The organism is Paenibacillus sp. FSL E2-0178 (assembly GCF_038593005.1).
GTDB classification, from domain to species: domain Bacteria; phylum Bacillota; class Bacilli; order Paenibacillales; family Paenibacillaceae; genus Paenibacillus_AQ; species Paenibacillus_AQ phytohabitans.
The window spans coordinates 5,484,507-5,504,146 of record NZ_CP151953.1; the positions used below are offsets into that span (position 1 = coordinate 5,484,507).

31 protein-coding genes are annotated in these 19,640 nt (G+C 48.3%); 29 read left to right on the top strand and 2 right to left on the bottom strand.

Annotated features, from left to right (window positions below):
- The first annotated feature begins 35 nt into the window (after positions 1–35).
- The 27 genes from rplN (at position 36) to MHI42_RS23985 (ending at position 16,257) form a co-directional block, all read left to right on the top strand.
- A complete protein-coding gene (gene rplN, locus MHI42_RS23855) occupies positions 36–404 on the top strand; it encodes a 50S ribosomal protein L14 (RefSeq protein WP_019908234.1) in 369 nt (122 codons plus the stop codon).
- A gap of 56 nt (positions 405–460) precedes the next feature.
- Complete coding sequence (gene rplX, locus MHI42_RS23860) at positions 461–814, top strand: 50S ribosomal protein L24 (RefSeq protein ID WP_019908235.1); 354 nt, start codon at positions 461–463, stop codon at positions 812–814.
- 30 nt (positions 815–844) lie between these two features.
- Positions 845–1,387, top strand: a complete 543-nt coding sequence (rplE, locus tag MHI42_RS23865; RefSeq protein ID WP_039298657.1) for a 50S ribosomal protein L5 — start codon at positions 845–847, stop codon at positions 1,385–1,387.
- Between the two features lie 44 nt (positions 1,388–1,431).
- Positions 1,432–1,617: a type Z 30S ribosomal protein S14 gene (locus MHI42_RS23870; RefSeq protein ID WP_036589425.1), complete on the top strand. Its 186-nt coding sequence runs from the start codon at positions 1,432–1,434 to the stop codon at positions 1,615–1,617.
- A 32-nt stretch (positions 1,618–1,649) separates the two neighbouring features.
- Complete coding sequence (rpsH, locus tag MHI42_RS23875) at positions 1,650–2,048, top strand: 30S ribosomal protein S8 (protein ID WP_019908239.1); 399 nt, start codon at positions 1,650–1,652, stop codon at positions 2,046–2,048.
- Positions 2,049–2,078: 30 nt separating this feature from the next.
- Positions 2,079–2,621, top strand: a complete 543-nt coding sequence (gene rplF, locus MHI42_RS23880; RefSeq protein WP_036721827.1) for a 50S ribosomal protein L6 — start codon at positions 2,079–2,081, stop codon at positions 2,619–2,621.
- Between the two features lie 84 nt (positions 2,622–2,705).
- The gene (gene rplR / locus MHI42_RS23885) at positions 2,706–3,074 is read left to right on the top strand and encodes a 50S ribosomal protein L18 (protein ID WP_039298660.1); all 369 of its coding nucleotides are present in this window, start codon (positions 2,706–2,708) and stop codon (positions 3,072–3,074) included.
- A 27-nt stretch (positions 3,075–3,101) separates the two neighbouring features.
- Complete coding sequence (gene rpsE, locus MHI42_RS23890) at positions 3,102–3,599, top strand: 30S ribosomal protein S5 (protein WP_036652980.1); 498 nt, start codon at positions 3,102–3,104, stop codon at positions 3,597–3,599.
- A 14-nt stretch (positions 3,600–3,613) separates the two neighbouring features.
- Positions 3,614–3,799, top strand: a complete 186-nt coding sequence (gene rpmD, locus MHI42_RS23895) for a 50S ribosomal protein L30 (RefSeq protein WP_019908243.1) — start codon at positions 3,614–3,616, stop codon at positions 3,797–3,799.
- A gap of 40 nt (positions 3,800–3,839) precedes the next feature.
- Complete coding sequence (rplO, locus tag MHI42_RS23900; RefSeq protein WP_039298666.1) at positions 3,840–4,280, top strand: 50S ribosomal protein L15; 441 nt, start codon at positions 3,840–3,842, stop codon at positions 4,278–4,280.
- Complete coding sequence (secY, locus tag MHI42_RS23905; protein ID WP_039298668.1) at positions 4,280–5,578, top strand: preprotein translocase subunit SecY; 1,299 nt, start codon at positions 4,280–4,282, stop codon at positions 5,576–5,578. The genes rplO and secY overlap by 1 nt, the downstream gene beginning before the upstream one ends.
- Positions 5,579–5,676: 98 nt before the next feature.
- Positions 5,677–6,321 (top strand): adenylate kinase, encoded by a 645-nt coding sequence (locus tag MHI42_RS23910; RefSeq protein ID WP_042140132.1) that lies wholly within the window; start codon positions 5,677–5,679, stop codon positions 6,319–6,321.
- Positions 6,322–6,325: 4 nt separating this feature from the next.
- Complete coding sequence (gene map, locus MHI42_RS23915; protein WP_042239978.1) at positions 6,326–7,078, top strand: type I methionyl aminopeptidase; 753 nt, start codon at positions 6,326–6,328, stop codon at positions 7,076–7,078.
- Between the two features lie 11 nt (positions 7,079–7,089).
- Positions 7,090–7,398, top strand: coding sequence for a KOW domain-containing RNA-binding protein (locus tag MHI42_RS23920; protein WP_039298678.1), 309 nt, complete (start codon positions 7,090–7,092; stop codon positions 7,396–7,398).
- Between the two features lie 2 nt (positions 7,399–7,400).
- Complete coding sequence (infA, locus tag MHI42_RS23925; RefSeq protein WP_018753971.1) at positions 7,401–7,616, top strand: translation initiation factor IF-1; 216 nt, start codon at positions 7,401–7,403, stop codon at positions 7,614–7,616.
- Between the two features lie 53 nt (positions 7,617–7,669).
- Positions 7,670–7,783, top strand: coding sequence for a 50S ribosomal protein L36 (gene rpmJ / locus MHI42_RS23930; RefSeq protein WP_003322638.1), 114 nt, complete (start codon positions 7,670–7,672; stop codon positions 7,781–7,783).
- 19 nt (positions 7,784–7,802) lie between these two features.
- The gene (gene rpsM, locus MHI42_RS23935) at positions 7,803–8,171 is read left to right on the top strand and encodes a 30S ribosomal protein S13 (RefSeq protein WP_025706577.1); all 369 of its coding nucleotides are present in this window, start codon (positions 7,803–7,805) and stop codon (positions 8,169–8,171) included.
- Positions 8,172–8,190: 19 nt separating this feature from the next.
- Positions 8,191–8,586, top strand: coding sequence for a 30S ribosomal protein S11 (rpsK, locus tag MHI42_RS23940; RefSeq protein WP_019908251.1), 396 nt, complete (start codon positions 8,191–8,193; stop codon positions 8,584–8,586).
- A 131-nt stretch (positions 8,587–8,717) separates the two neighbouring features.
- Complete coding sequence (locus MHI42_RS23945; protein WP_039298711.1) at positions 8,718–9,662, top strand: DNA-directed RNA polymerase subunit alpha; 945 nt, start codon at positions 8,718–8,720, stop codon at positions 9,660–9,662.
- Between the two features lie 41 nt (positions 9,663–9,703).
- On the top strand, positions 9,704–10,069 hold the full coding sequence (rplQ, locus tag MHI42_RS23950; protein WP_019908254.1) for a 50S ribosomal protein L17: 366 nt from the start codon (positions 9,704–9,706) through the stop codon (positions 10,067–10,069).
- A 178-nt stretch (positions 10,070–10,247) separates the two neighbouring features.
- Positions 10,248–11,027 (top strand): tRNA pseudouridine(38-40) synthase TruA, encoded by a 780-nt coding sequence (gene truA, locus MHI42_RS23955; protein ID WP_042140129.1) that lies wholly within the window; start codon positions 10,248–10,250, stop codon positions 11,025–11,027.
- A 233-nt stretch (positions 11,028–11,260) separates the two neighbouring features.
- Positions 11,261–11,698, top strand: coding sequence for a 50S ribosomal protein L13 (rplM, locus tag MHI42_RS23960; protein ID WP_042140128.1), 438 nt, complete (start codon positions 11,261–11,263; stop codon positions 11,696–11,698).
- Between the two features lie 20 nt (positions 11,699–11,718).
- Positions 11,719–12,111 carry a 30S ribosomal protein S9 gene (gene rpsI, locus MHI42_RS23965; RefSeq protein WP_042140127.1) on the top strand — a complete coding sequence of 131 codons (393 nt, stop codon included), beginning with the start codon at positions 11,719–11,721 and terminating at the stop codon, positions 12,109–12,111.
- A gap of 224 nt (positions 12,112–12,335) precedes the next feature.
- Positions 12,336–13,028: a phosphoadenylyl-sulfate reductase gene (locus tag MHI42_RS23970; protein ID WP_342420850.1), complete on the top strand. Its 693-nt coding sequence runs from the start codon at positions 12,336–12,338 to the stop codon at positions 13,026–13,028.
- 35 nt (positions 13,029–13,063) lie between these two features.
- The gene (gene sat / locus MHI42_RS23975) at positions 13,064–14,239 is read left to right on the top strand and encodes a sulfate adenylyltransferase (RefSeq protein ID WP_342420851.1); all 1,176 of its coding nucleotides are present in this window, start codon (positions 13,064–13,066) and stop codon (positions 14,237–14,239) included.
- Between the two features lie 72 nt (positions 14,240–14,311).
- On the top strand, positions 14,312–15,058 hold the full coding sequence (gene cwlD / locus MHI42_RS23980) for an N-acetylmuramoyl-L-alanine amidase CwlD (RefSeq protein ID WP_039310349.1): 747 nt from the start codon (positions 14,312–14,314) through the stop codon (positions 15,056–15,058).
- A gap of 89 nt (positions 15,059–15,147) precedes the next feature.
- Entirely contained in the window at positions 15,148–16,257 is a 1,110-nt protein-coding gene (locus tag MHI42_RS23985) for an Mrp/NBP35 family ATP-binding protein (protein ID WP_171720433.1), read from the top strand.
- Between the two features lie 81 nt (positions 16,258–16,338).
- Here MHI42_RS23985 and gerD read toward each other — a convergent pair whose 3' ends face one another.
- Positions 16,339–17,043, bottom strand: coding sequence for a spore germination lipoprotein GerD (gerD, locus tag MHI42_RS23990; RefSeq protein WP_042140123.1), 705 nt, complete (start codon positions 17,041–17,043; stop codon positions 16,339–16,341).
- A gap of 127 nt (positions 17,044–17,170) precedes the next feature.
- Between gerD and MHI42_RS23995 the strand changes: the two genes are divergently transcribed.
- Both MHI42_RS23995 and MHI42_RS24000 read left to right on the top strand, forming a co-directional pair.
- Positions 17,171–17,761, top strand: coding sequence for a KinB-signaling pathway activation protein (locus MHI42_RS23995; protein ID WP_171720472.1), 591 nt, complete (start codon positions 17,171–17,173; stop codon positions 17,759–17,761).
- A gap of 130 nt (positions 17,762–17,891) precedes the next feature.
- Positions 17,892–18,713 (top strand): PPK2 family polyphosphate kinase, encoded by an 822-nt coding sequence (locus tag MHI42_RS24000; RefSeq protein WP_042217852.1) that lies wholly within the window; start codon positions 17,892–17,894, stop codon positions 18,711–18,713.
- Between the two features lie 44 nt (positions 18,714–18,757).
- On the opposite strand, the gene pdaB is transcribed toward MHI42_RS24000, so the two are convergent.
- A complete protein-coding gene (gene pdaB / locus MHI42_RS24005) occupies positions 18,758–19,561 on the bottom strand; it encodes a polysaccharide deacetylase family sporulation protein PdaB (RefSeq protein ID WP_042140121.1) in 804 nt (267 codons plus the stop codon).
- Positions 19,562–19,640: the final 79 nt, after the last annotated feature.

Consider the following 19,640-nt stretch of genomic DNA (forward strand, 5'->3'; position numbering starts at 1 on the left):
GAAGCTGAACCCTTTCCGGAAGGAGGAAATTAATAATGATTCAACCATTTACACGTTTGCATGTGGCTGACAACTCTGGTGCGAAGGAACTGATGTGTATCCGCGTACTAGGTGGTACTGGACGCCGTACAGCAGCAATCGGCGATTTGATCGTTTGTTCCGTTAAACAAGCAACACCAGGCGGCGTTGTCAAAAAGGGTGATGTTGTTAAAGCGGTAGTTGTTCGTACGAAACGTTCTGTACGCCGTAAAGATGGATCTTACATCGCATTCGACGAAAACGCAGCTGTTGTTGTAAAAGACGACAGAAGCCCGCGCGGAACACGTATCTTCGGACCAGTTGCTCGCGAACTTCGCGACAAGGACTACATGAAGATCGTTTCCTTGGCACCGGAAGTAATCTAATAAATCGAGCCGGTCTCGGTTTTAATTGAAAAGGTCAGTTATAGGAGGTGTAATAAATGCCTAGAGTGAAAAAAGTTCTGGAATCCCATAACAATAAACTGCACGTGAAGAAAGATGATGTGGTACTTGTGATCAGCGGGAAAGACAAAGGTAAAAAAGGCCGTGTCATCGCTGCTTATCCTCGTGAAAACCGCGTCCTGGTAGAAGGCGTGAACATGGTGAAAAAACACCAGAAGCCGAACCAGTTGAATCCACAGGGTGGAATCATCGAGCAAGAAGCTTCGATTCATGTGTCCAACGTAATGCACATCGATCCGAAGAGCGGTAAAGTAACACGTATTGGCTACAAAGTGCTCGATAACGGTAAGAAGGTTCGGGTAGCAAAACGATCCGGAGAGATTATCGACTAATACAGTCCTAAAGAAAGGAGGTAAATCTTCATGGCAGCAAGAATGAAAGAACGTTTTCTGAATGAAATTACACCTGCTCTGATGCAGAAGTTTAACTATACTACTGTTATGCAAGTGCCTAAGATCGAGAAGATCGTCATCAACATGGGTGTGGGTGACGCTGTTCAAAACTCCAAAGTACTTGATGCTGCAGTAAATGACATGCAATTGATCACTGGTCAAAAGCCAGTTATCACAAAAGCAAAGAAATCCATCGCCGGTTTCAAACTGCGCGAAAATATGCCGATCGGGGTTAAAGTAACACTGCGCGGCGAGCGTATGTATTACTTCCTGGATAAATTGATCAACGTAACGCTTCCACGCGTACGTGACTTCCGTGGTATTTCCAATAAAGCCTTTGATGGCCGTGGTAACTACACACTGGGTCTTAAAGAGCAATTGATCTTCCCGGAAATCGAATATGACAAAGTGGATAAAGTCCGCGGTATGGACATCGTTATTGTAACGACTGCAAAGACGGACGAGGAATCCCGTGAGCTGCTGAATCAGCTGGGAATGCCTTTCACAAAATAAGAATCATCCATTTCTCCGAAAATGTTTAGGAGGTGTCAGTCTAAGTGGCAAAGACTTCAATGAAAGTTAAACAACAACGCGAGCCTAAGTTCAAAGTACGTGCATATACACGTTGCGAGCGTTGCGGTCGTCCACATTCGGTATTGCAAAAGTTCAAAATTTGCAGAATTTGTTTCCGTGAATTAGCTTATAAAGGCCAGATTCCTGGCGTGAAAAAAGCAAGTTGGTAAGAAGTTTATAAACGGGAAGGAGGTTTACACACATGACTATGTCTGATCCTATTGCAGATATGCTTACTCGTATTCGTAACGCCAACACTGTGCGTCACGAGACAGTAGAAATGCCTGCTTCTACTATGAAGAAACAAATCGCGGACATCTTGAAACGTGAAGGTTTCATCCGTGATGCTGAATTCGTTGAAGATAGCAAACAAGGGATTATCCGTATTTTCTTGAAATACGGCCCGAACCAGGAACGCGTTATCTCTGGTCTGAAAAGAATCAGTAAACCAGGTCTTCGCGTTTACACGAAGAGCAATGAAGTGCCTCGTGTACTCGGTGGTCTGGGAATCGCGATTATCTCCACATCTAAGGGAGTTATGACCGACAAAGAAGCTCGTCAATCAAAATCCGGCGGAGAAGTTGTCTGCTACATTTGGTAATAAACGTCACAAGATAAGGAGGTGCAACACATGTCTCGTATTGGTCGCAAACCAATCGCAGTACCTAGCGGTGTAGATGTCACTTTGGACAACGCCGTTATTACAGTAAAAGGTCCTAAAGGCACTTTGACTCGTGAGCTTCATAAAGACATGAAGATTACAGTTGAAAATAACGAAATCACTGTTGTTCGCCCGTCGGACAACAAATTGCATCGTTCACTTCACGGCACAACCCGCTCCGTTGTCAACAACATGGTGAGTGGTGTGACTGAAGGTTTCTCGAAATCTCTGGAGCTGGTTGGGGTCGGATATCGTGCAAGCAAATCCGGAGATAAAATCGTACTGAACGTTGGTTACTCCCACCCGGTTGAAATTACACCGGAAGCAGGTATCGAGTTCGATGTTCCTGCGAACACGAAGATCATCGTTAGAGGTATCGATAAAGAACGCGTAGGCGCTTATGCTGCCAAAATCCGTTCCGTACGTGAACCAGAGCCGTACAAAGGTAAAGGTATCAAATATGAAGGCGAGCGTATCATCCGCAAGGAAGGTAAAGCTGGTAAGAAGAAATAACCAGCTCTACCTTAATTGTAAGATACCCCGTGCATCTTAAAGTGAAGCTGTTTACGGCAAACTGAAGGGAGTGAAAGGGAAGTCATGATTACAAAAGAGGATAAAAACAAGGCTCGTCTCAAAAGACACCTGCGTGTTCGTAAGAAGATCCAGGGGACTACTGAGCGTCCACGTTTGAACGTATTCCGTTCTTCGAAACACATCTACGCTCAATTGATCGATGACGTGACAGGCGTTACTATCGTAGCTGCCTCCACACTGGATAAAGAATTGAGTGCTACAATCGGAAATGGCGGCAGCGTTGAAGCTGCAGGCAAAGTCGGTCAATTGATCGCTGAGCGCGCTAAAGAAAAAGGTTATGCAGTGGTTGTATTTGACCGCGGTGGATACTTGTACCATGGACGGATTCAGGCTTTGGCTAACGCAGCACGCGAAGCTGGTCTTGAATTCTAGAATATTTCTTAAAAGGAGGTTAACGACTTGCGTGTAGATCCGAACAGTTTAGAACTGACAGAAAGAGTTGTGCACATTAACCGTGTTGCAAAAGTTGTAAAAGGCGGACGCCGTTTCAGCTTTAGCGCACTTGTTGTTGTGGGCGACGGCAACGGCTATGTCGGTGCGGGTATCGGTAAAGCCGGCGAAGTTCCGGATGCCATCCGTAAAGGCATTGAAGACGCCAAGAAAAACCTGATCCACATTCCAATCGTAGGAACTTCGATTCCTCACTTGGTTACTGGGCATTTCGGCGCAGGACGCGTTCTGCTGAAACCAGCATCCGAAGGTACCGGCGTTATCGCTGGTGGTCCAGTTCGTGCGGTACTTGAATTGGCAGGCGTTGGCGACATCTTGACAAAATCTTTGGGTTCTTCGAATTCCATGAACATGGTCAATGCTACTTTAGAGGGACTTTCCCGTCTGAAACGCATTGAAGAGGTCGCGAAGCTTCGCGGCAAATCTGTCGAAGAATTACGCGGTTAAGGAGGGGAACGTCAATGGCAAAGTTGCAAATTACCCTCGTACGCAGTGTGATCGGACGTCCAGAAACACAACGTGTTACTGTTAAGACGCTCGGCCTGCGCAAAACCAACTCGTCCGTGGTTCACAACGATACTCCTGCAATTCGCGGAATGATCAACAAAGTGAGTCACTTGCTATCCGTTACTGAAATTGAAGGCTAATTGCCTCGCATAAATTAACAAACATAAGGAGGTGCAAACGATGAAGTTACATGAACTTGCTCCAGCTCCTGGTTCACGCAAAGAACGCAACCGCGTTGGTCGTGGTCCAAGTAGCGGGAACGGTAAAACTTCGGGCCGCGGTCACAAAGGTCAAAACTCCCGTTCCGGCGGTGGTGTGCGTCCAGGCTTCGAGGGTGGACAAAATCCACTCTATCGTCGTCTGCCTAAACGTGGTTTCATCAATCCTACCCGTAAAGAGTACGCGATTGTGAACCTGGAAGATCTGAATAGCTTTGCTGAAGGAACAGAAGTGACTCCACAACTGTTGCTTGAAACTGGTGTTGTCAGCAACACTAAGAGCGGCATTAAGATTCTCGGCAATGGCGAACTGGCTGTTAAATTGACTGTACAAGCAAATAAGTTCTCTCAATCTGCGGTAGAGAAAATCGAAGCTGCCGGCGGTAAAACCGAGGTGATCTAATGTTCAAGACGCTTAAGAATATATGGCATGTTGAAGATTTGCGCAAAAAGATCCTGTTCACCCTGTTCGTTCTGATCATTTACCGCATCGGTTCGTTTGTACCGGTTCCCGGTGTGAACAAAGAAGTACTGGAATCAACAAATCAGGGCGGAGACGCTTTGATGGGTCTTTTGAACACCTTCTCGGGCGGAGCGCTCAAAAACTTCTCGATTTTTGCGATCAGTATTTACCCGTACATTACAGCATCCATCATAGTGCAATTGCTCTCGATGGATGTTATCCCTAAGTTTGCCGAATGGGCTAAGCAAGGGGAGCACGGGAAAAAACAACTGGCCCAAATTACGCGTTACGGCACTGTAGTGCTAGGTTTGATTCAAGCGTTTGCCACATCTATCGGGTTTAACCGGATTTATGGCACTGAGATGATTCCAAATGCAACCTTTGCGGATTACCTGCTCATTGCGATCATACTGACGGCGGGTACATCGTTCCTGATGTGGTTAGGTGAGCAGATCACTGAAAAGGGTATAGGAAACGGGATTTCCATCCTAATTTTTGCGGGAATCGTCGCCGCCTTTCCGGGATATATCACTACTACGGCTCAATCAAGCTTTATTCAGCCGGATCAGATGTTCCTGAATATTCTTAAAGTCGTTATTGTACTGATTGTGGTTGTTGCGATTATTGTCGGGGTTATCTTTGTTCAACAAGGTATCCGTAAGATCCCTGTACAATATGCCAAACGCGTAGTCGGTAACAAAATGTACGGTGGACAGAATACGCACATTCCGCTTAAAATTAATGCGGCTGGTGTAATTCCGGTTATCTTCGCCGTTTCACTGCTTCAATTCCCGATCGTTATCGCAAGTATCTGGCCACATCTCGCTTGGGCCAAATGGGTTTCGCAGAATCTGGATCATACGAAGCCGCTCGGCATGGTTCTTTATGTAATCATGATCATTGGATTTACGTTCTTCTATACGTTTGTCCAGATGAATCCGCAGCAAATGGCTGATAATATGAAAAAGAATGGCGGATACATTCCGGGGATTCGTCCAGGCAAGGCTACAGAGAAATATTTGACTAGAGTAATGTCGCGTCTGACTATGTCCGGTGCGTTGTTCCTATCACTCATTTCTGTGCTGCCAGTATTGTTTGGTTCACTATCCGGTCTGCCGAAGCAAGTACAGATCGGCGGTACTGCTCTCCTGATCGTAATCGGTGTGGCATTGGATACTATGAAGCAGATCGAGAGCCAATTGATCAAACGCCATTACAAAGGCTTCATCAATAAATAGGCGATAGGTTCCGGTGAAGTACCTAGGGTTTTAAACTTCCCGGTACCTATTGTGCTGTTTCTTGCTTGGTGGCGAACTTTTGGGGGGAGAAGAGAATCGTGAACATTTTATTCATGGGCCCTCCTGGGGCAGGCAAGGGAACACAAGCCGCTGTAGTAGTGAAGGAACTTGGTATTCCGCATATTTCGACTGGAGATGCTTTCCGCTTGGCGATCAAGCAGGGAACTCCAATCGGGCTGAAAGCTAAATCTTACACGGAACAAGGCTTGCTTGTACCTGATGATGTGACTATTGGAATCGTTGAAGAACGGCTGCAGCAGTCCGATTGCGAAAAAGGTTTTTTATTGGATGGCTTTCCAAGAACCCTTTCGCAAGCGGAAGCGCTGGGAGAAATCCTTAGCCGCCTCGGCACTTCACTAGATCACGTAATCAACTTGAATGTGGACCGCGGACTGCTGATGGCGCGCCTTACAGGACGCCGGATCTGCAGCACTTGCGGAACATCCTACCATTTAATTTTCAACCCGCCGAAGCAAGATGGCATCTGCGACATTGATGGCGGTGAATTGTATCAGCGTCCGGATGACAACGAAGAGAGTGTAGGCAAGCGTCTGGATGAGTATGATAACAAAACAGCGCCGCTGCTTGCATTTTATGACGATAAAGGTCTTTTGCGTCAGGTAAACGGAGAAAACGAAATCAATGTCGTTTCTTCCGAAATCGTGTCTTTATTGCGGGGTTAATGTAATGATCATTTGTAAATCCGAACAGGAACTTGCCTTTATGAGGGAAGCTGGACGAATTGTTGCCGAGAGTCACCGTCGTATTGCTGAGGCTATAGAGCCTGGTATTACAACTGGAGAACTCGACAGAATCGCCGATCAATACATCCGCAGTCAAGGTGCTGTGCCGTCTTTCAAAGGTTACAACGGTTTTCCTGCCAGCATTTGCGCTTCAGTCAACGAACAATTGGTGCATGGATTTCCAGGTAAACGCAAACTGGTAGAAGGCGATATTGTTACGCTGGATATCGGTGCAGAGTACCGCGGTTATCACGGTGATTCCGCCTGGACCTACGGGGTGGGCAGCATTTCTGAAGAGGCTCAGCGTCTGCTGGACGTCACGGAAGGCTCCTTGTACGCAGGACTGGCGTTAGTCAAACCGGATGTGCGCTTGTTTACAATCTCCCATGCAATCCAGCAGTACATCGAGGACGCCGGCTTCTCCGTTGTCCGCGAGTATGTTGGTCATGGCATTGGGGCAGAACTGCATGAAGAACCGCAAATTCCGAATTATGGCATAGCGGACCGCGGACCACGTCTGAAGCCGGGTATGGTACTCGCGATTGAGCCGATGGTTAACGCCGGGGACAGATATGTCAGAACGCTGGAAGATAACTGGACGGTCGTTACGGTAGACGGTTCACTATGCGCTCACTTTGAGCATACAGTAGCAGTTACACCGGACGGCATGGAGATTTTCACAAAACTGAATGCGTAGGTGATCTTCACGTGAATACTGGGAGCAGCCCGCAGATTGGTCAAATCGTGAGAATTCTCAAAGGCAAGGATGCCGGAGAGGCTGCCGTTGTTATCGCAGTTGTTGATAGCAGATTTGTATATATTGCTGACGGGGACAAACGTAAGTTTGATAGTCCAAAGAAGAAGAATATTCAGCACTTGGAGCTCATACCCTTCATCAGCAGTGAGATTGTAGATAGTTTGGAAGAAACCGGCCGGGTAACCAACGGAAAGCTGCGGTTCGCAGTGATGAAGTATGGGGAACCAGCTGGAAAAAGTGCTAATGAGAAAGGAGACTAACTGTGGCTAAGGAAGATGTCATTGAGGTAGAAGGAACGGTCATTGAGCCGTTGCCTAACGCAACGTTTAAGGTTGAGCTTGAGAACGGTCATCAAATACTTGCCCATGTGTCCGGGAAATTGCGGATGCACTTTATCCGTATCCTAACCGGAGACAAAGTGGTCGTGCAGTTATCGCCTTATGATTTATCAAAAGGCCGTATAACTTACCGTAAATAGATGGGAACTACAACAAAAGTTTTGCTTCGCAAAACTTTGAGGAGGTAATTAACATGAAGGTAAGACCTTCTGTAAAGCCCATTTGCGAAAAATGCAAAGTCATCCGCCGCAAAGGGACTGTTATGGTAATTTGCGAAAATCCGAAACACAAACAAAAACAAGGTTAAGAAGGGGGTGTAGCGTAAAATGGCTCGTATAGCTGGAGTGGATTTGCCACGTGATAAGCGCGTTGAGATCGCCTTGACTTATATTTTCGGAATCGGTAAAACGACTTCCCAGAAAATTCTTAATGAAACAGGCATTGACGTTAACACACGTGTCCGTGATTTGACGGAAGATGAAGTCAGCAAACTGCGTGAAACGATCGACAAGCAGGTTAAGGTTGAAGGTGACCTTCGTCGTGAAATTTCCTTGAATATTAAACGTCTTACTGAGATCGGCTGTTACCGCGGTGTTCGTCACCGTCGTGGATTGCCTGTTCGCGGTCAACGTACCAAAACAAATGCCCGTACCCGTAAAGGCCCGCGTCGTACGGTAGCAAACAAAAAGAAATAAGAAGAGGTGATAAGAGACAATGGCTAAACCGAAAAAAGTCGTACGTACGAAACGTCGCGACCGGAAAAATATCGAGTCTGGCGTGGCACATATCCGTTCCACGTTCAATAACACTATCGTTACGATCACGGACCCTCACGGAAATGCAATTTCCTGGGCAAGCTCCGGCGGTCAAGGATTCAAAGGTTCCCGTAAATCGACTCCATTTGCAGCGCAAATGGCAGCCGAATCTGCTGCTAAAGCAGCTATGGAACACGGCATGAAGTCCGTTGAAGTTATGGTTAAAGGACCGGGCGCGGGCCGCGAAGCAGCCATCCGTTCCCTTCAGGCCGCTGGCCTTGAAGTAAACCTCATTAAAGACGTTACTCCGGTTCCTCACAATGGATGCCGTCCGCCGAAGCGTCGCCGCGTTTAGTAAAATCAGAATTGTGATTGTGGTATAATTCTGACGCATCTGCTAATAATAGGTGTTTAGGCATACTACATGATACACCTGATGGGGTGACTGTTTCATATAGGAGCGACGTTTGAAGGAGGGGTACACTCGTGATAGAAATCGAAAAGCCGAAGATTGAGACCGTAGAAGCCAATGATGATGGAACCTATGGGAAATTCGTAATTGAACCGCTGGAACGTGGATATGGCACGACTCTGGGGAATTCGCTTCGCCGGATCTTGCTTTCCTCCCTTCCGGGAGCCGCAGTGACTTCGGTCCAAATTGACGGCGTTCTGCATGAGTTCTCGACCGTTCCCGGCGTAATGGAAGATGTGACGGAAATCATCCTGAACCTTAAAGCTCTGTCTCTGAAGATTCATTCGGATGAAGAGAAAGTGTTCGAGATTGATGCTGAAGGAGAAGGCATCGTTACCGCAGGTGATATTCGTGCGGATAGCGATGTTGAGATCCTGAACCCGGATCTTCATATTGCAACGCTGGGACCTGGAGCGAGACTACACATGCGCATTTTTGCAGGCCGTGGTCGCGGCTACGTCCAAGCGGACCGGAACAAACGCGACGATCAGCCAATCGGTGTTATTCCAGTTGACTCCATCTACACTCCTATTTCCCGCGTGAATTATGGTATTGATAATACCCGTGTTGGTCAAGTGACTAACTACGACAAATTGACGCTTGAAATTTGGACGGATGGCAGTATCAGACCGGAAGAAGCCGTTAGTCTTGGAGCCAAAATTTTGAACGAGCACCTCGTTCTGTTCGTAGGTCTTACGGACGAAGCGAAAGACGCCGAAATTATGGTTGAAAAAGAAGAAGACAAAAAAGAAAAAGTACTCGAGATGACCATCGAAGAGCTAGATCTTTCTGTCCGTTCCTACAACTGCCTCAAACGTGCCGGTATTAATACCGTGCAAGAGCTGACTACGAAAACTGAAGAAGATATGATGAAGGTCCGTAACCTGGGCCGCAAATCTTTGGAAGAAGTTCAAGAGAAGCTTGAGGAGCTTGGTTTGGGTCTCCGTACAGAAGAATAGTTATAGGGTTTCTTGAGACTTGAGTGAAGGAGGGAAAACAAATGGCATACCAAAAATTGGGCCGTGATTCCAGCGCGCGCAAAGCACTATTCCGCGATATGGTAACGGATCTGTTCCTATACGAACGCATCCAGACAACAGAAGCCAAGGCGAAGGAAGTTCGTTCCATCGCTGAGAAACTGATCACAAAAGCGAAAAAGGGCGATCTTCATGCTCGTCGTCAAGTAGCAGCATTTGTTCGTCGTGAGACTGTAGACGGTGAACAAGATGCAATCCAAAAATTGTTCTCTGATATTGCTCCTCGTTACACTGAGCGTCCAGGCGGATACACTCGTATCCTGAAGCTGGGACCTCGCCGTGGCGATGCTGCGCCTATGGTTTATCTTGAACTGGTAGACCGCGCGTAGTTTCACAAGCATGATTTCCGGATGTACGCATTACGTATTTAACGTTATTGTACTGCAGGGCATTTTGACCCTGCCGTGCAAATAACCGCGGGAATCACCTTGTATAGAGTAGAAGGAGCTCCCGCCGGGGCTCTTTTTTTATGAAACAGAAAAACCTATGGACTAACAGGAGAATGAAATGCGCAATCTATTGATGAAAGTCAATTATGACGGTACCCATTATGATGGCTTTCAGACCCAGCCTCAGGGCAATACGATTCAGGACAAGCTGGAGCATGCCATTCTTCATCTGACCGGTGAGACGCTCAAGATAACGGGCTCAGGACGGACTGACGCAGGAGTGCACGCTTATGGCCAACCTTTTAATTTCATAACCTCTTCCCAGATCCCGCTGGAACGCTGGTGTCTGGCTCTGAACGCCAGGCTTCCGCAGGATATCGTGGTTACCGAGGCCTGGGAGGTTCCGCTCTCTTTCCATTCCCGTAGAGGAGCGAAGCGTAAAACCTACCGGTACACGATTAACGGCAACCGGTTCCCGGACCCGTTCCAGCGGCGCTGGCAGCATCATCATCCGATGAAGCTGGATATTCCGGCGATGGAGCAGGGGTTGGCTGGGCTGCTGGGCACCCATGATTACACTTCATTTGCGTCCAGGAAGTCTACCAAGACTTCGCATGTACGCACGATATTTGAAGCACGTCTTGAGGTGGACCGCAGCATGTGCCGGCCCGGGTCTCCCGATCAGGGTGTTATCCATACGTATATTACAGGCAGCGGCTTCCTGCAGCATATGGTACGCATTATTATGGGCACGTTGATGCAAGTGGGACAAGGTAAGATCAGCGCGGATAGAATCCCTGTAATTCTTGCGGCATGTGACCGCGCAGCGGCCGGACCTACGGCTGTGTCTAAGGGTTTGGCACTCTGGAGTGTAGAATATGACGAGAATGAGAACTAAACGATCAGCACATTATTTTCTATGAAAAATAGTGTTTGAAAAGTTAAAAATCACTTGCACTTGTCATGTTTATGCTGTAATATAAAAGTTGTGTTTTCTTGATGGCTATCCCACAGCCCCGATCAAGGAAATGCCAACAAACAAGCTTTTCTTAACTCACATAATTGTAATCCAATGAGAAACAAGATATACGAAACAGATGATTTTCGTACGAGAACAAGGAGGAAACATTCATGCGTACCACCTATATGGCGAAGCCGAACGAAGTTGAACGCAATTGGCACATCATTGATGCCGAAGGCAAAACACTTGGCCGTTTGGCAAGCGAAGCCGCTGCTCTAATCCGTGGCAAACACAAACCGCAATTCACTCCACATGTTGATACTGGAGATTTCGTAATTGTTATCAACGCTGAGAAGATTCACCTGACCGGTAAGAAAATGCAAAACAAGAAATACTACCGTCACTCGATGCACCCAGGTGGTTTGAAAGTCACTGTTGCTGAAGACCTGATCAAAACCAAACCTGAGCGTATGATTGAATTCGCAGTTCACGGCATGATTCCTAAGACTCGTCAAGGGGATCACATGAAACTGAGACTCAAAGTATATGCAGGCGCTGAACATCCACATGCAGCACAAAAACCTGAAGTTTACGAACTTCGCGGATAAGAATAGAGGAGGACAGTTTCATGGCACAAGTACAATACTATGGGACAGGTCGTCGTAAACATTCGGTAGCACGTGTTCGCCTTGTACCGGGTGAAGGACGCATTGTCATTAACAAACGCGAGATGGACGAATATTTCGGTGTGGAAACACTGAAGATGATCGTAAGACAACCTTTGAACCTGACTGAAACTCTGGGCAACTACGATGTAATCGTTCTTGCACATGGTGGCGGCATTTCCGGTCAAGCTGGCGCAATCCGTCACGGGATCTCCCGTGCATTGCTCAAAGTAGACCCTGAATATCGCGGTGCGCTTAAGAAAGCCGGCTTCCTGACTCGTGACCCACGTATGAAGGAACGTAAGAAATACGGCCTCAAAGCCGCTCGTCGTGCTCCACAGTTCTCGAAACGTTAATATCAATTTCCTTGATAACAAGGAACTCAAGCTCCTGGCCTTTATGGCCGGGAGCTTTTTATGTTTTTATCATCAAAATATTAATTCCCCGAATACTTTATTCCAAAATGAACAAAACCCATTGACTTCGCCACTGAAACAGATATACTATACCATATAGAATTAGTCGGGATTAATCTCTCAGAGGATTCGATCTTGGCTATATCCGGATGGAGGAAGATTAGATGAATCTGCTTGAGAAAGAGGATTTAATCAAAGTTAAAGCCGAAGAATTGGAGAATGCCACTCCTGAAGAGATTATCCGCTGGGCGGTAGAGACTTTTCCTAATATAACGTTTGCCTGCAGTTTTGGTGCCGAAGATGTTGTACTGGTGGATATGATCCAGAAGGTCAGCCCGTCGACAGATGTGTTCTATCTCGACACCGATTATCACTTCAAGGAAACCTATGAGACAAGAGATGTTATGGCCGACAAGTACGGAATGGAGTTCGTCCGTGTATCGCCACAGATTACAGTAAAAGAGCAGGCACTGCAGTATGGTGAGGCTCTTTGGAACACTGACCCGAATCAATGCTGCGCCATCCGTAAGGTGGAACCGCTCACGCGTATTCTTTCTCAATACGACGCTTGGATTACCGGAATCCGCCGTGACCAGGCGCCAACCCGCGCCAACTCCAAAAAGGTAGAGTATGATAACAAATTTGGCCTTGTAAAGTTTAATCCGATTGCAAGCTGGACCACAGAGGATGTATGGAATTATATCCGCGAGAATGATGTGGTCTATAACCCGCTTCATGACCGTAACTTCCCTAGTATCGGCTGTGAGCAATGCACCCGGGCGGTTATGCCTGGTGAAGATCCGCGTGCCGGAAGATGGTCCGGATCAGACAAAACAGAATGTGGATTGCACAAATAACACACTAGCATTGCACACAGGAGGAGAGAACAAGGATGACTTCAATACTTCCTCATGGAGGAGCGCTGGTTCAGCGTATAGCAGAGGGTGCGGAGAGAGAACAACTGTTGCAGCAAGCCTCAGCCAATAAATCAATTGCTCTCAATACATGGACTTTATCTGATTTGGATTTGATTGGTGTAGGTGCATTTTCGCCGCTCACGGGTTTCTTGAATGAAGCGGACTACCATTCTGTGGTCACTAGCATGCGTCTGGCAGATGGAACTGTATGGAGCATTCCTATCACACTGGCTGTTGATGACAAGCAGGCGGCATCCCTTGCAGTGGGTGACAGAGTGTCGCTGATTGGTGAAGAAGACGGTGTAGTCTACGGACTGCTTGATATTGAGAGTATTTACGAAGTGGATCAGCAGCTGGAAGCGCAGAATGTGTTCAAGACAACCGATCCTGAGCATCCTGGCGTAAGCAAACTGCTCGCCCGTCCGGCAACTTATGTAGGCGGTCCTATAACTGTACTGAACCGGCCGCAGCCTGAGAAATTCGGTGAGTTCTATTTCGACCCTGCCGAGACCCGTCAGATCTTCGCGGATAAAGGCTGGAGAACCGTTGTGGGCTTCCAGACACGCAATCCGGTACACCGCGCTCATGAGTACATCCAGAAATGTGCTATGGAGGTTGTAGACGCCCTGTTCCTGAATCCGCTTGTGGGTGAAACCAAGTCTGACGATGTGCCGGCCAATGTGAGGATGAAGAGTTATCTTGCGCTCCTGGAGAATTATTATCCGGAGAACCGCACATTCCTGGGCGTATTCCCGGCGGCAATGCGTTATGCCGGACCGCGTGAAGCCATATTCCATGCGATGGTACGCAAGAATTACGGCTGCACACATTTTATTGTCGGTCGTGATCATGCCGGTGTGGGTGACTACTACGGCACTTACGAAGCGCAGGAGATCTTTGCGAACTTTACCGCCGAGGAACTTGGCATTACGCCATTATTCTTCGAGCACAGCTTCTTCTGTGTGAAATGCGGCAACATGGCCTCCAGCAAAACCTGCCCGCATCCGGGTGATCAGCATTTGACGCTCTCCGGAACTAAGGTACGGGCACTTCTTCGCGACGGACAATGTCCGCCTCCTGAATTTACGCGCCCCGAAGTGGCGCAGATTCTGATTGAAGGCATGTCTCCGGAAGTTTCGGTCCAAGCTTAAACAGCCAGTACTATTTGGCCCTCTTGTCCCATATAGATGAGTAGAATCTATCGGGACGAGGGGGTCTTTGTTATGTCTGGCCGACAGCAGCATAAAGTCTCGGTCTGGATCTCTTGGAGCAGCATCAAAAAAAGCATCCTGGGGGCTGCATTACTCGCTGTGATGATCGGTATCATTGCTTATGACATGCCGACTGCCAAGACGATCAATTATTGGAGTCTGCCGCTTTCCGGCAAGGTAATTGCCATTGATGCGGGCCACGGGGGTCCGGATGGCGGCGCGGTGAGCCGGGAGGGGCTGATTGAGAAGGATATCAACTTATCAGTGTCCCTCTATTTACGCGATTATCTGCAGCAGGCGGGAGCTATTGTAGTAATGACCCGGGAAGGGGATTATGATCTGGCCCAGGACAGCACGAAAGGGTATGCCAGACGCAAGACGGAGGATCTGAAGCAGCGGGTCAGAAGTATCGAGGAGAAGGGCGCCGATCTGTTTATCAGCGTACATATGAACAGTATTCCTTCGAACCGCTGGAGCGGAGCCCAAACCTTCTATTATCCAAGCAATGAGGGCAACAAGGCGTTGGCCGGATTGGTACAGGATGAGCTGAAGGCTACCCTTGAGAATACAGACCGTGTGGCCAAGACTGCGAACACTATTTATTTGTTAAAAGTATTAAAGATGCCGGCTGTCTTAGTTGAGGTAGGGTTCCTATCCCATCCTGAGGAATCCGTTCTGCTTGGAGACGATGTGTATCAACGGAAGGTGGCAACCAGTATCTACCGGGGGATCCTGCGGTATACCTCTGAGCAGCCATAGGGTGGGACTACTCTTCCGCCGGAGGGTAATGCTATAATAGACGAAAATACCGGAGCTTACCCGTCCGGGAAGGAACAGAGGTGCTTTCCATGCTGACTAGGGAACAAATTCAGGAACTTTTGCAGCCGCTCACAGACCCGGAATCCGGAAAAAGCCTTGTCGAATTACAGCTGATCCGCGATATCATGATTAAAGAAGACCGGATCTCACTATCTGTCGTGTGTCTTGACTCCGAGGAGAAGCAGCGTATGGAGCTGGAGCAGCAGGTTCGCGATTTGCTTACTGAGGGCGGAGCGGATAATATTCATATCCGTCTGCGTGATGCCACCGATTATGAACGCGCTATACTCCGTGGAGAGAGTTCAGAGGACGAGCAGGAATCAGAACAAGGCGAGAAGCTGAAAGGCCATGCAGCGGGCCTTGAGGGGCATGAGCTGATCAACGAGAATTCGGGTGTGAACTTCATCGCGATCGCCAGCGGCAAGGGCGGAGTGGGAAAGTCTACGGTGACGGTGAACCTGGCCGTAGCACTAGCCAGAAAAGGTAAAAAGGTCGGTCTGATCGATGCCGACATTTATGGCTTCAGTATCCCGGATATGATGGGCATTGAAGAGGGACCAGTCGTGGAAGAGGGCATCATCATTCCGGTGGAACGATTCGGAGTGAAGGTCATGTCGATGGGCTTCTTTATCCGTGAGAATAGTCCGGTCATCTGGAGAGGGCCGATGCTTGGCAAAATGCTGCGCCAGTTCTTCAGCGATGTAGGCTGGGGTGAACTGGATTATCTGCTGCTGGATCTGCCTCCGGGAACGGGCGATGTGGCGCTTGACGTGCACCAGATGCTGCCGCACAGCAAGGAGATTATTGTAACCACCCCTCATGCTACGGCTGCCTTTGTGGCTGCCAGAGCGGGCTCTATGGCTCTGCAGACGGATCATGAGATTCTTGGGGTCATCGAGAATATGGCCTATTACGAATGTTCCTCCTGCGGGAAGAAGGATTATATCTTCGGACGCGGTGGAGGTGCCCGTCTGGCCGAAACACTGCATACAGAGCTGCTGGCCCAGGTGCCGCTCGGTGCACCGGACAACCATATCTCTGAGCCTGATTTCTCCCCGTCAGTGTATAAGGCGGATACGCCAACCGGAGGGTTATTTGCAGAAATTGCAGACAAGCTGATCGCCAAGTACGAAGAGTAAGCTCTGAGAAATTTGTTTGCACACAAAAAGGCCTGTCCCATATGGGGCAAGGCCTTTTTTGAAAAGAAAATATATGTTATTTTAGGAGCCGGAATCATCTCCGCCTTCCTGCTTCTGACTGTCGCCCCCGCTTTCCTGTTCCTCTCCGCCGCCCCCGCCGCCTTTTTCGGCATCCTTTTTCTGTACCTTAGGCTGCAGCTCTTCCTGTACTACAGTTTTGAGCAGATCGAGAACTTCCATACGGAAGAGCGGGTTCTGCATGGCCTCCTGCATAATCGTCATGGATTGCTTGCGGTAATCGGAAGTCTTAGTAAGGTCGAGGAACATTTTCATCATTTCAGGCGATTTCATAATTTCTTCGACAGACTTTTGATACGTTGGGTCCTTGATTAATTGAAGATGCAATTCCTTGCTCTGCGTATTAATCGCTTTGGCGAACTCCCCGGCAAACTGCGGGTCCGTCATGATCTTTTCGATTTCCTTCTGGTACTCAGGAGCTGTGATGGTGTCTTTAACCGCGATCCGGATCTGCTCGGTTGTCTGCATCGGCATCATTTTCATGCTCAGCCCGCTTGTGCTGCTTTCACCCGAGCTGGGAGTAGAAAGGGCCTCCTCAACCGCCTTCTTCCCCTCATCGCTTTTCAATATATCTACAACCATCGTCTTCATTTCCTTATATCCGCCCTGTCCGGAAGAAGAACTGCTGCTCTGTTCGCCTCCGCAGGCCGTTAAGGCCATAACCAAGCCGAGTGCCAAGCCTCCAGACCACAAAGTCCTCCATTTCATTGGCGCTGCCCTCCTTTATAGAGTTACTGACTGTAGTATGCCGCTGGGACACACATTTATGTTGGAGTGTAATGGTTTTTTGACGGTAACCTTGGTAAAATAAATCTGACACGGGGAGGTGAAAGCGCTGAACTTAAGAAAATGGTTTTATTTATTCTGGACCACGCTTTTGATCGGAGCAGGAGGGGCCGTGATTGCCGGTCTTGCCCTGCAGACAGTCAATGGCGGAATCGATTTCAAGAGCACCGCCGACCTTTTACTTTACTCCCTGATCCTTTTTGGTTACGGAGTGCTCGTCAGTGTATATGCACAGCTTGGGTTCTTCGCTTATCTGATTCTTAATTACATGGGCACCGGCGTGTTCCCGCGCAAGGCATGGCGGTACATACAACTGGTGCTGGCAGTGCTCGCGCTGCTTGAACTGGTTTTCCTGCGTACCTTTGTGAGCGGGGACCGGAGTGTTGCATCTGACCTGATTTTGGGTCTGGGGATTCTGCTTACCGCAATTATTGTTTCCTGGTTCAAAATGCGGGGTACCAACGCTTCGGCTTGGATTCCAACCTTTTTCTTTATGACCGCCATCACCATTGTTGAGATTATCGGTGTACTCCGGATCGGCGTAGACAGCGCCACCATTTTTATTCTGGTTCCGCTGGTCGCTTGCAATGCGTTCCAGATTTTGATGCTGCACCGGATTTTGAAACCGGCCTCAATTTAAAAATCCATAAACCAAAACCCCGCTCACCTGAATACACTCAGGGTGGCGGGGTTTTGGCATTGCTTATACAGAACGGTTAAAATCAAGTTGATGAGGTTAATCTTAAAGAACAGAGTGGAGGAGGGAATATATGAACATCAAGCGTTATATGATAAAAGACACAAGTGAAACACGCCTGAAGGACCTCGATCCCAATGAACGCGGTGAATTCAAATCCAAAGAGGAAGCGGAAGCCAAAATGGAGAAGCTGAAGAAACGGCTGGCTGAGCTTCAGGATATCCTTTTTGCACAGAAGAAGCATTCCCTGCTGGTTATACTTCAAGGAATGGATTCGAGCGGAAAGGATGGAACCGTTAAGCATATTTTCTCCGGCATTAATCCGCAGGGGTTCATCGTCACCAGCTTCAAGAAGCCCTCTCTTGAGGAGGAGGCACACGATTTCCTGTGGAGAGTCCATATGAAGACACCGCCCAAAGGCTATATCGCTGCGTTCAACCGTTCGCATTATGAGGATGTACTGGTACCGCGTGTGCACGGCAGTCTGAAGAAAGAGGATGCCAAGCGGCGTTTCCGCTACATCCGCCAGTTTGAGGAAATGCTGGCGGAAGAGGGGACAACGGTAATCAAGCTCTTTCTGCATATCTCCAAGGAGAAGCAGCTGGAGAAGATCCAGGAGCGGCTTCATGATCCGGCGAAACATTGGAAGTTCGACGCCAGTGATCTGCAGGAGCGTGAATACTGGGACGATTATCAAAAGGCCTATGAAGATGTTTTTGAGCAAAGCAGCATAGAGAAAGCCCCGTGGTACTGGATTCCGGCGAATCACCGGTGGTACCGCAATTACCTGGCGCTGGCCATTGTGGTGAAAACGCTGGAGGGGCTTGACCTGAGTTATCCGAAACTAAATACACCTACTCCGGATATTTCCGAGCTTATTTCTCCGCGCCACTAATAGATAACTATCCCCTGCAGCGGCTGCGTTGGGAATAGGCTGGACTACATCCCGGCAGCGTCTTCCAAGCCATTATCCAGCCAAGCAGAGTCGCGGACTTCTTTGCCGTCTGCACTGCTTTGGCTGATTAGTTCAGAGACAGTAACGAATTCATATCCCTGGCTGCGCAGCTTATCAATGATTTGCGGCAATGCCTCATGAGTCTGCTTACAGGAGTCGCTGGCATGCAGCAGTACGATATCTCCGGGATGGGCCTTGCTCGTCACACGATTCACGATATTATCCACACCGATGTTCTTCCAGTCCAGCGAATCTGTATCCCATTGAATGACCTTATAACCAAGGTCGGAGGCAACCTGCAGTACTCTTTTGTCAAAATCGCCGTTAGGCATTCTGATGAGGTTAGGCTGTGTACCTGTTAATTCGGTCAAGACCGTATGGGCTGTAGTAATTTGCGTACGGATTTCTTCATTGCTCAGTGTACTGTAGTTCACATGCTTGTGGCCGTGGCTGCCAATCTCGTATCCGGCGTCTTTGATGCTGGTGACAATCTCTGGATGGGTCTTACTCCAAGGGGAGGATAGAAAGAAGGTAGCCTTATCCACCTTTTTGTCTTCCAGCACCTTCAGGATCGGTTCCGGTCTCTTCTCCCCCCAGCTAATATCAAAGGTTAAGGCGATCAGCTTCTTTTCCGTCGGCACGCTGTAAATGGCGGAAGGGGCTGCTTCAGAGAAAACAGTAATATTACCCCTCTCGACATAGACGACGCCGGCGGTAAGAAGCGCAGCAGCAAAGATATAAATGAACCGTTTTATCTTTTTGCCGCTGAATACATAAAAAGAATTCATAATGTCAGCGCTCCTCTCCCATGCGAAATGCTTGTTTGTTCTAAATGTATGCTCGTACAGGACGCTTATGACCGCAGAT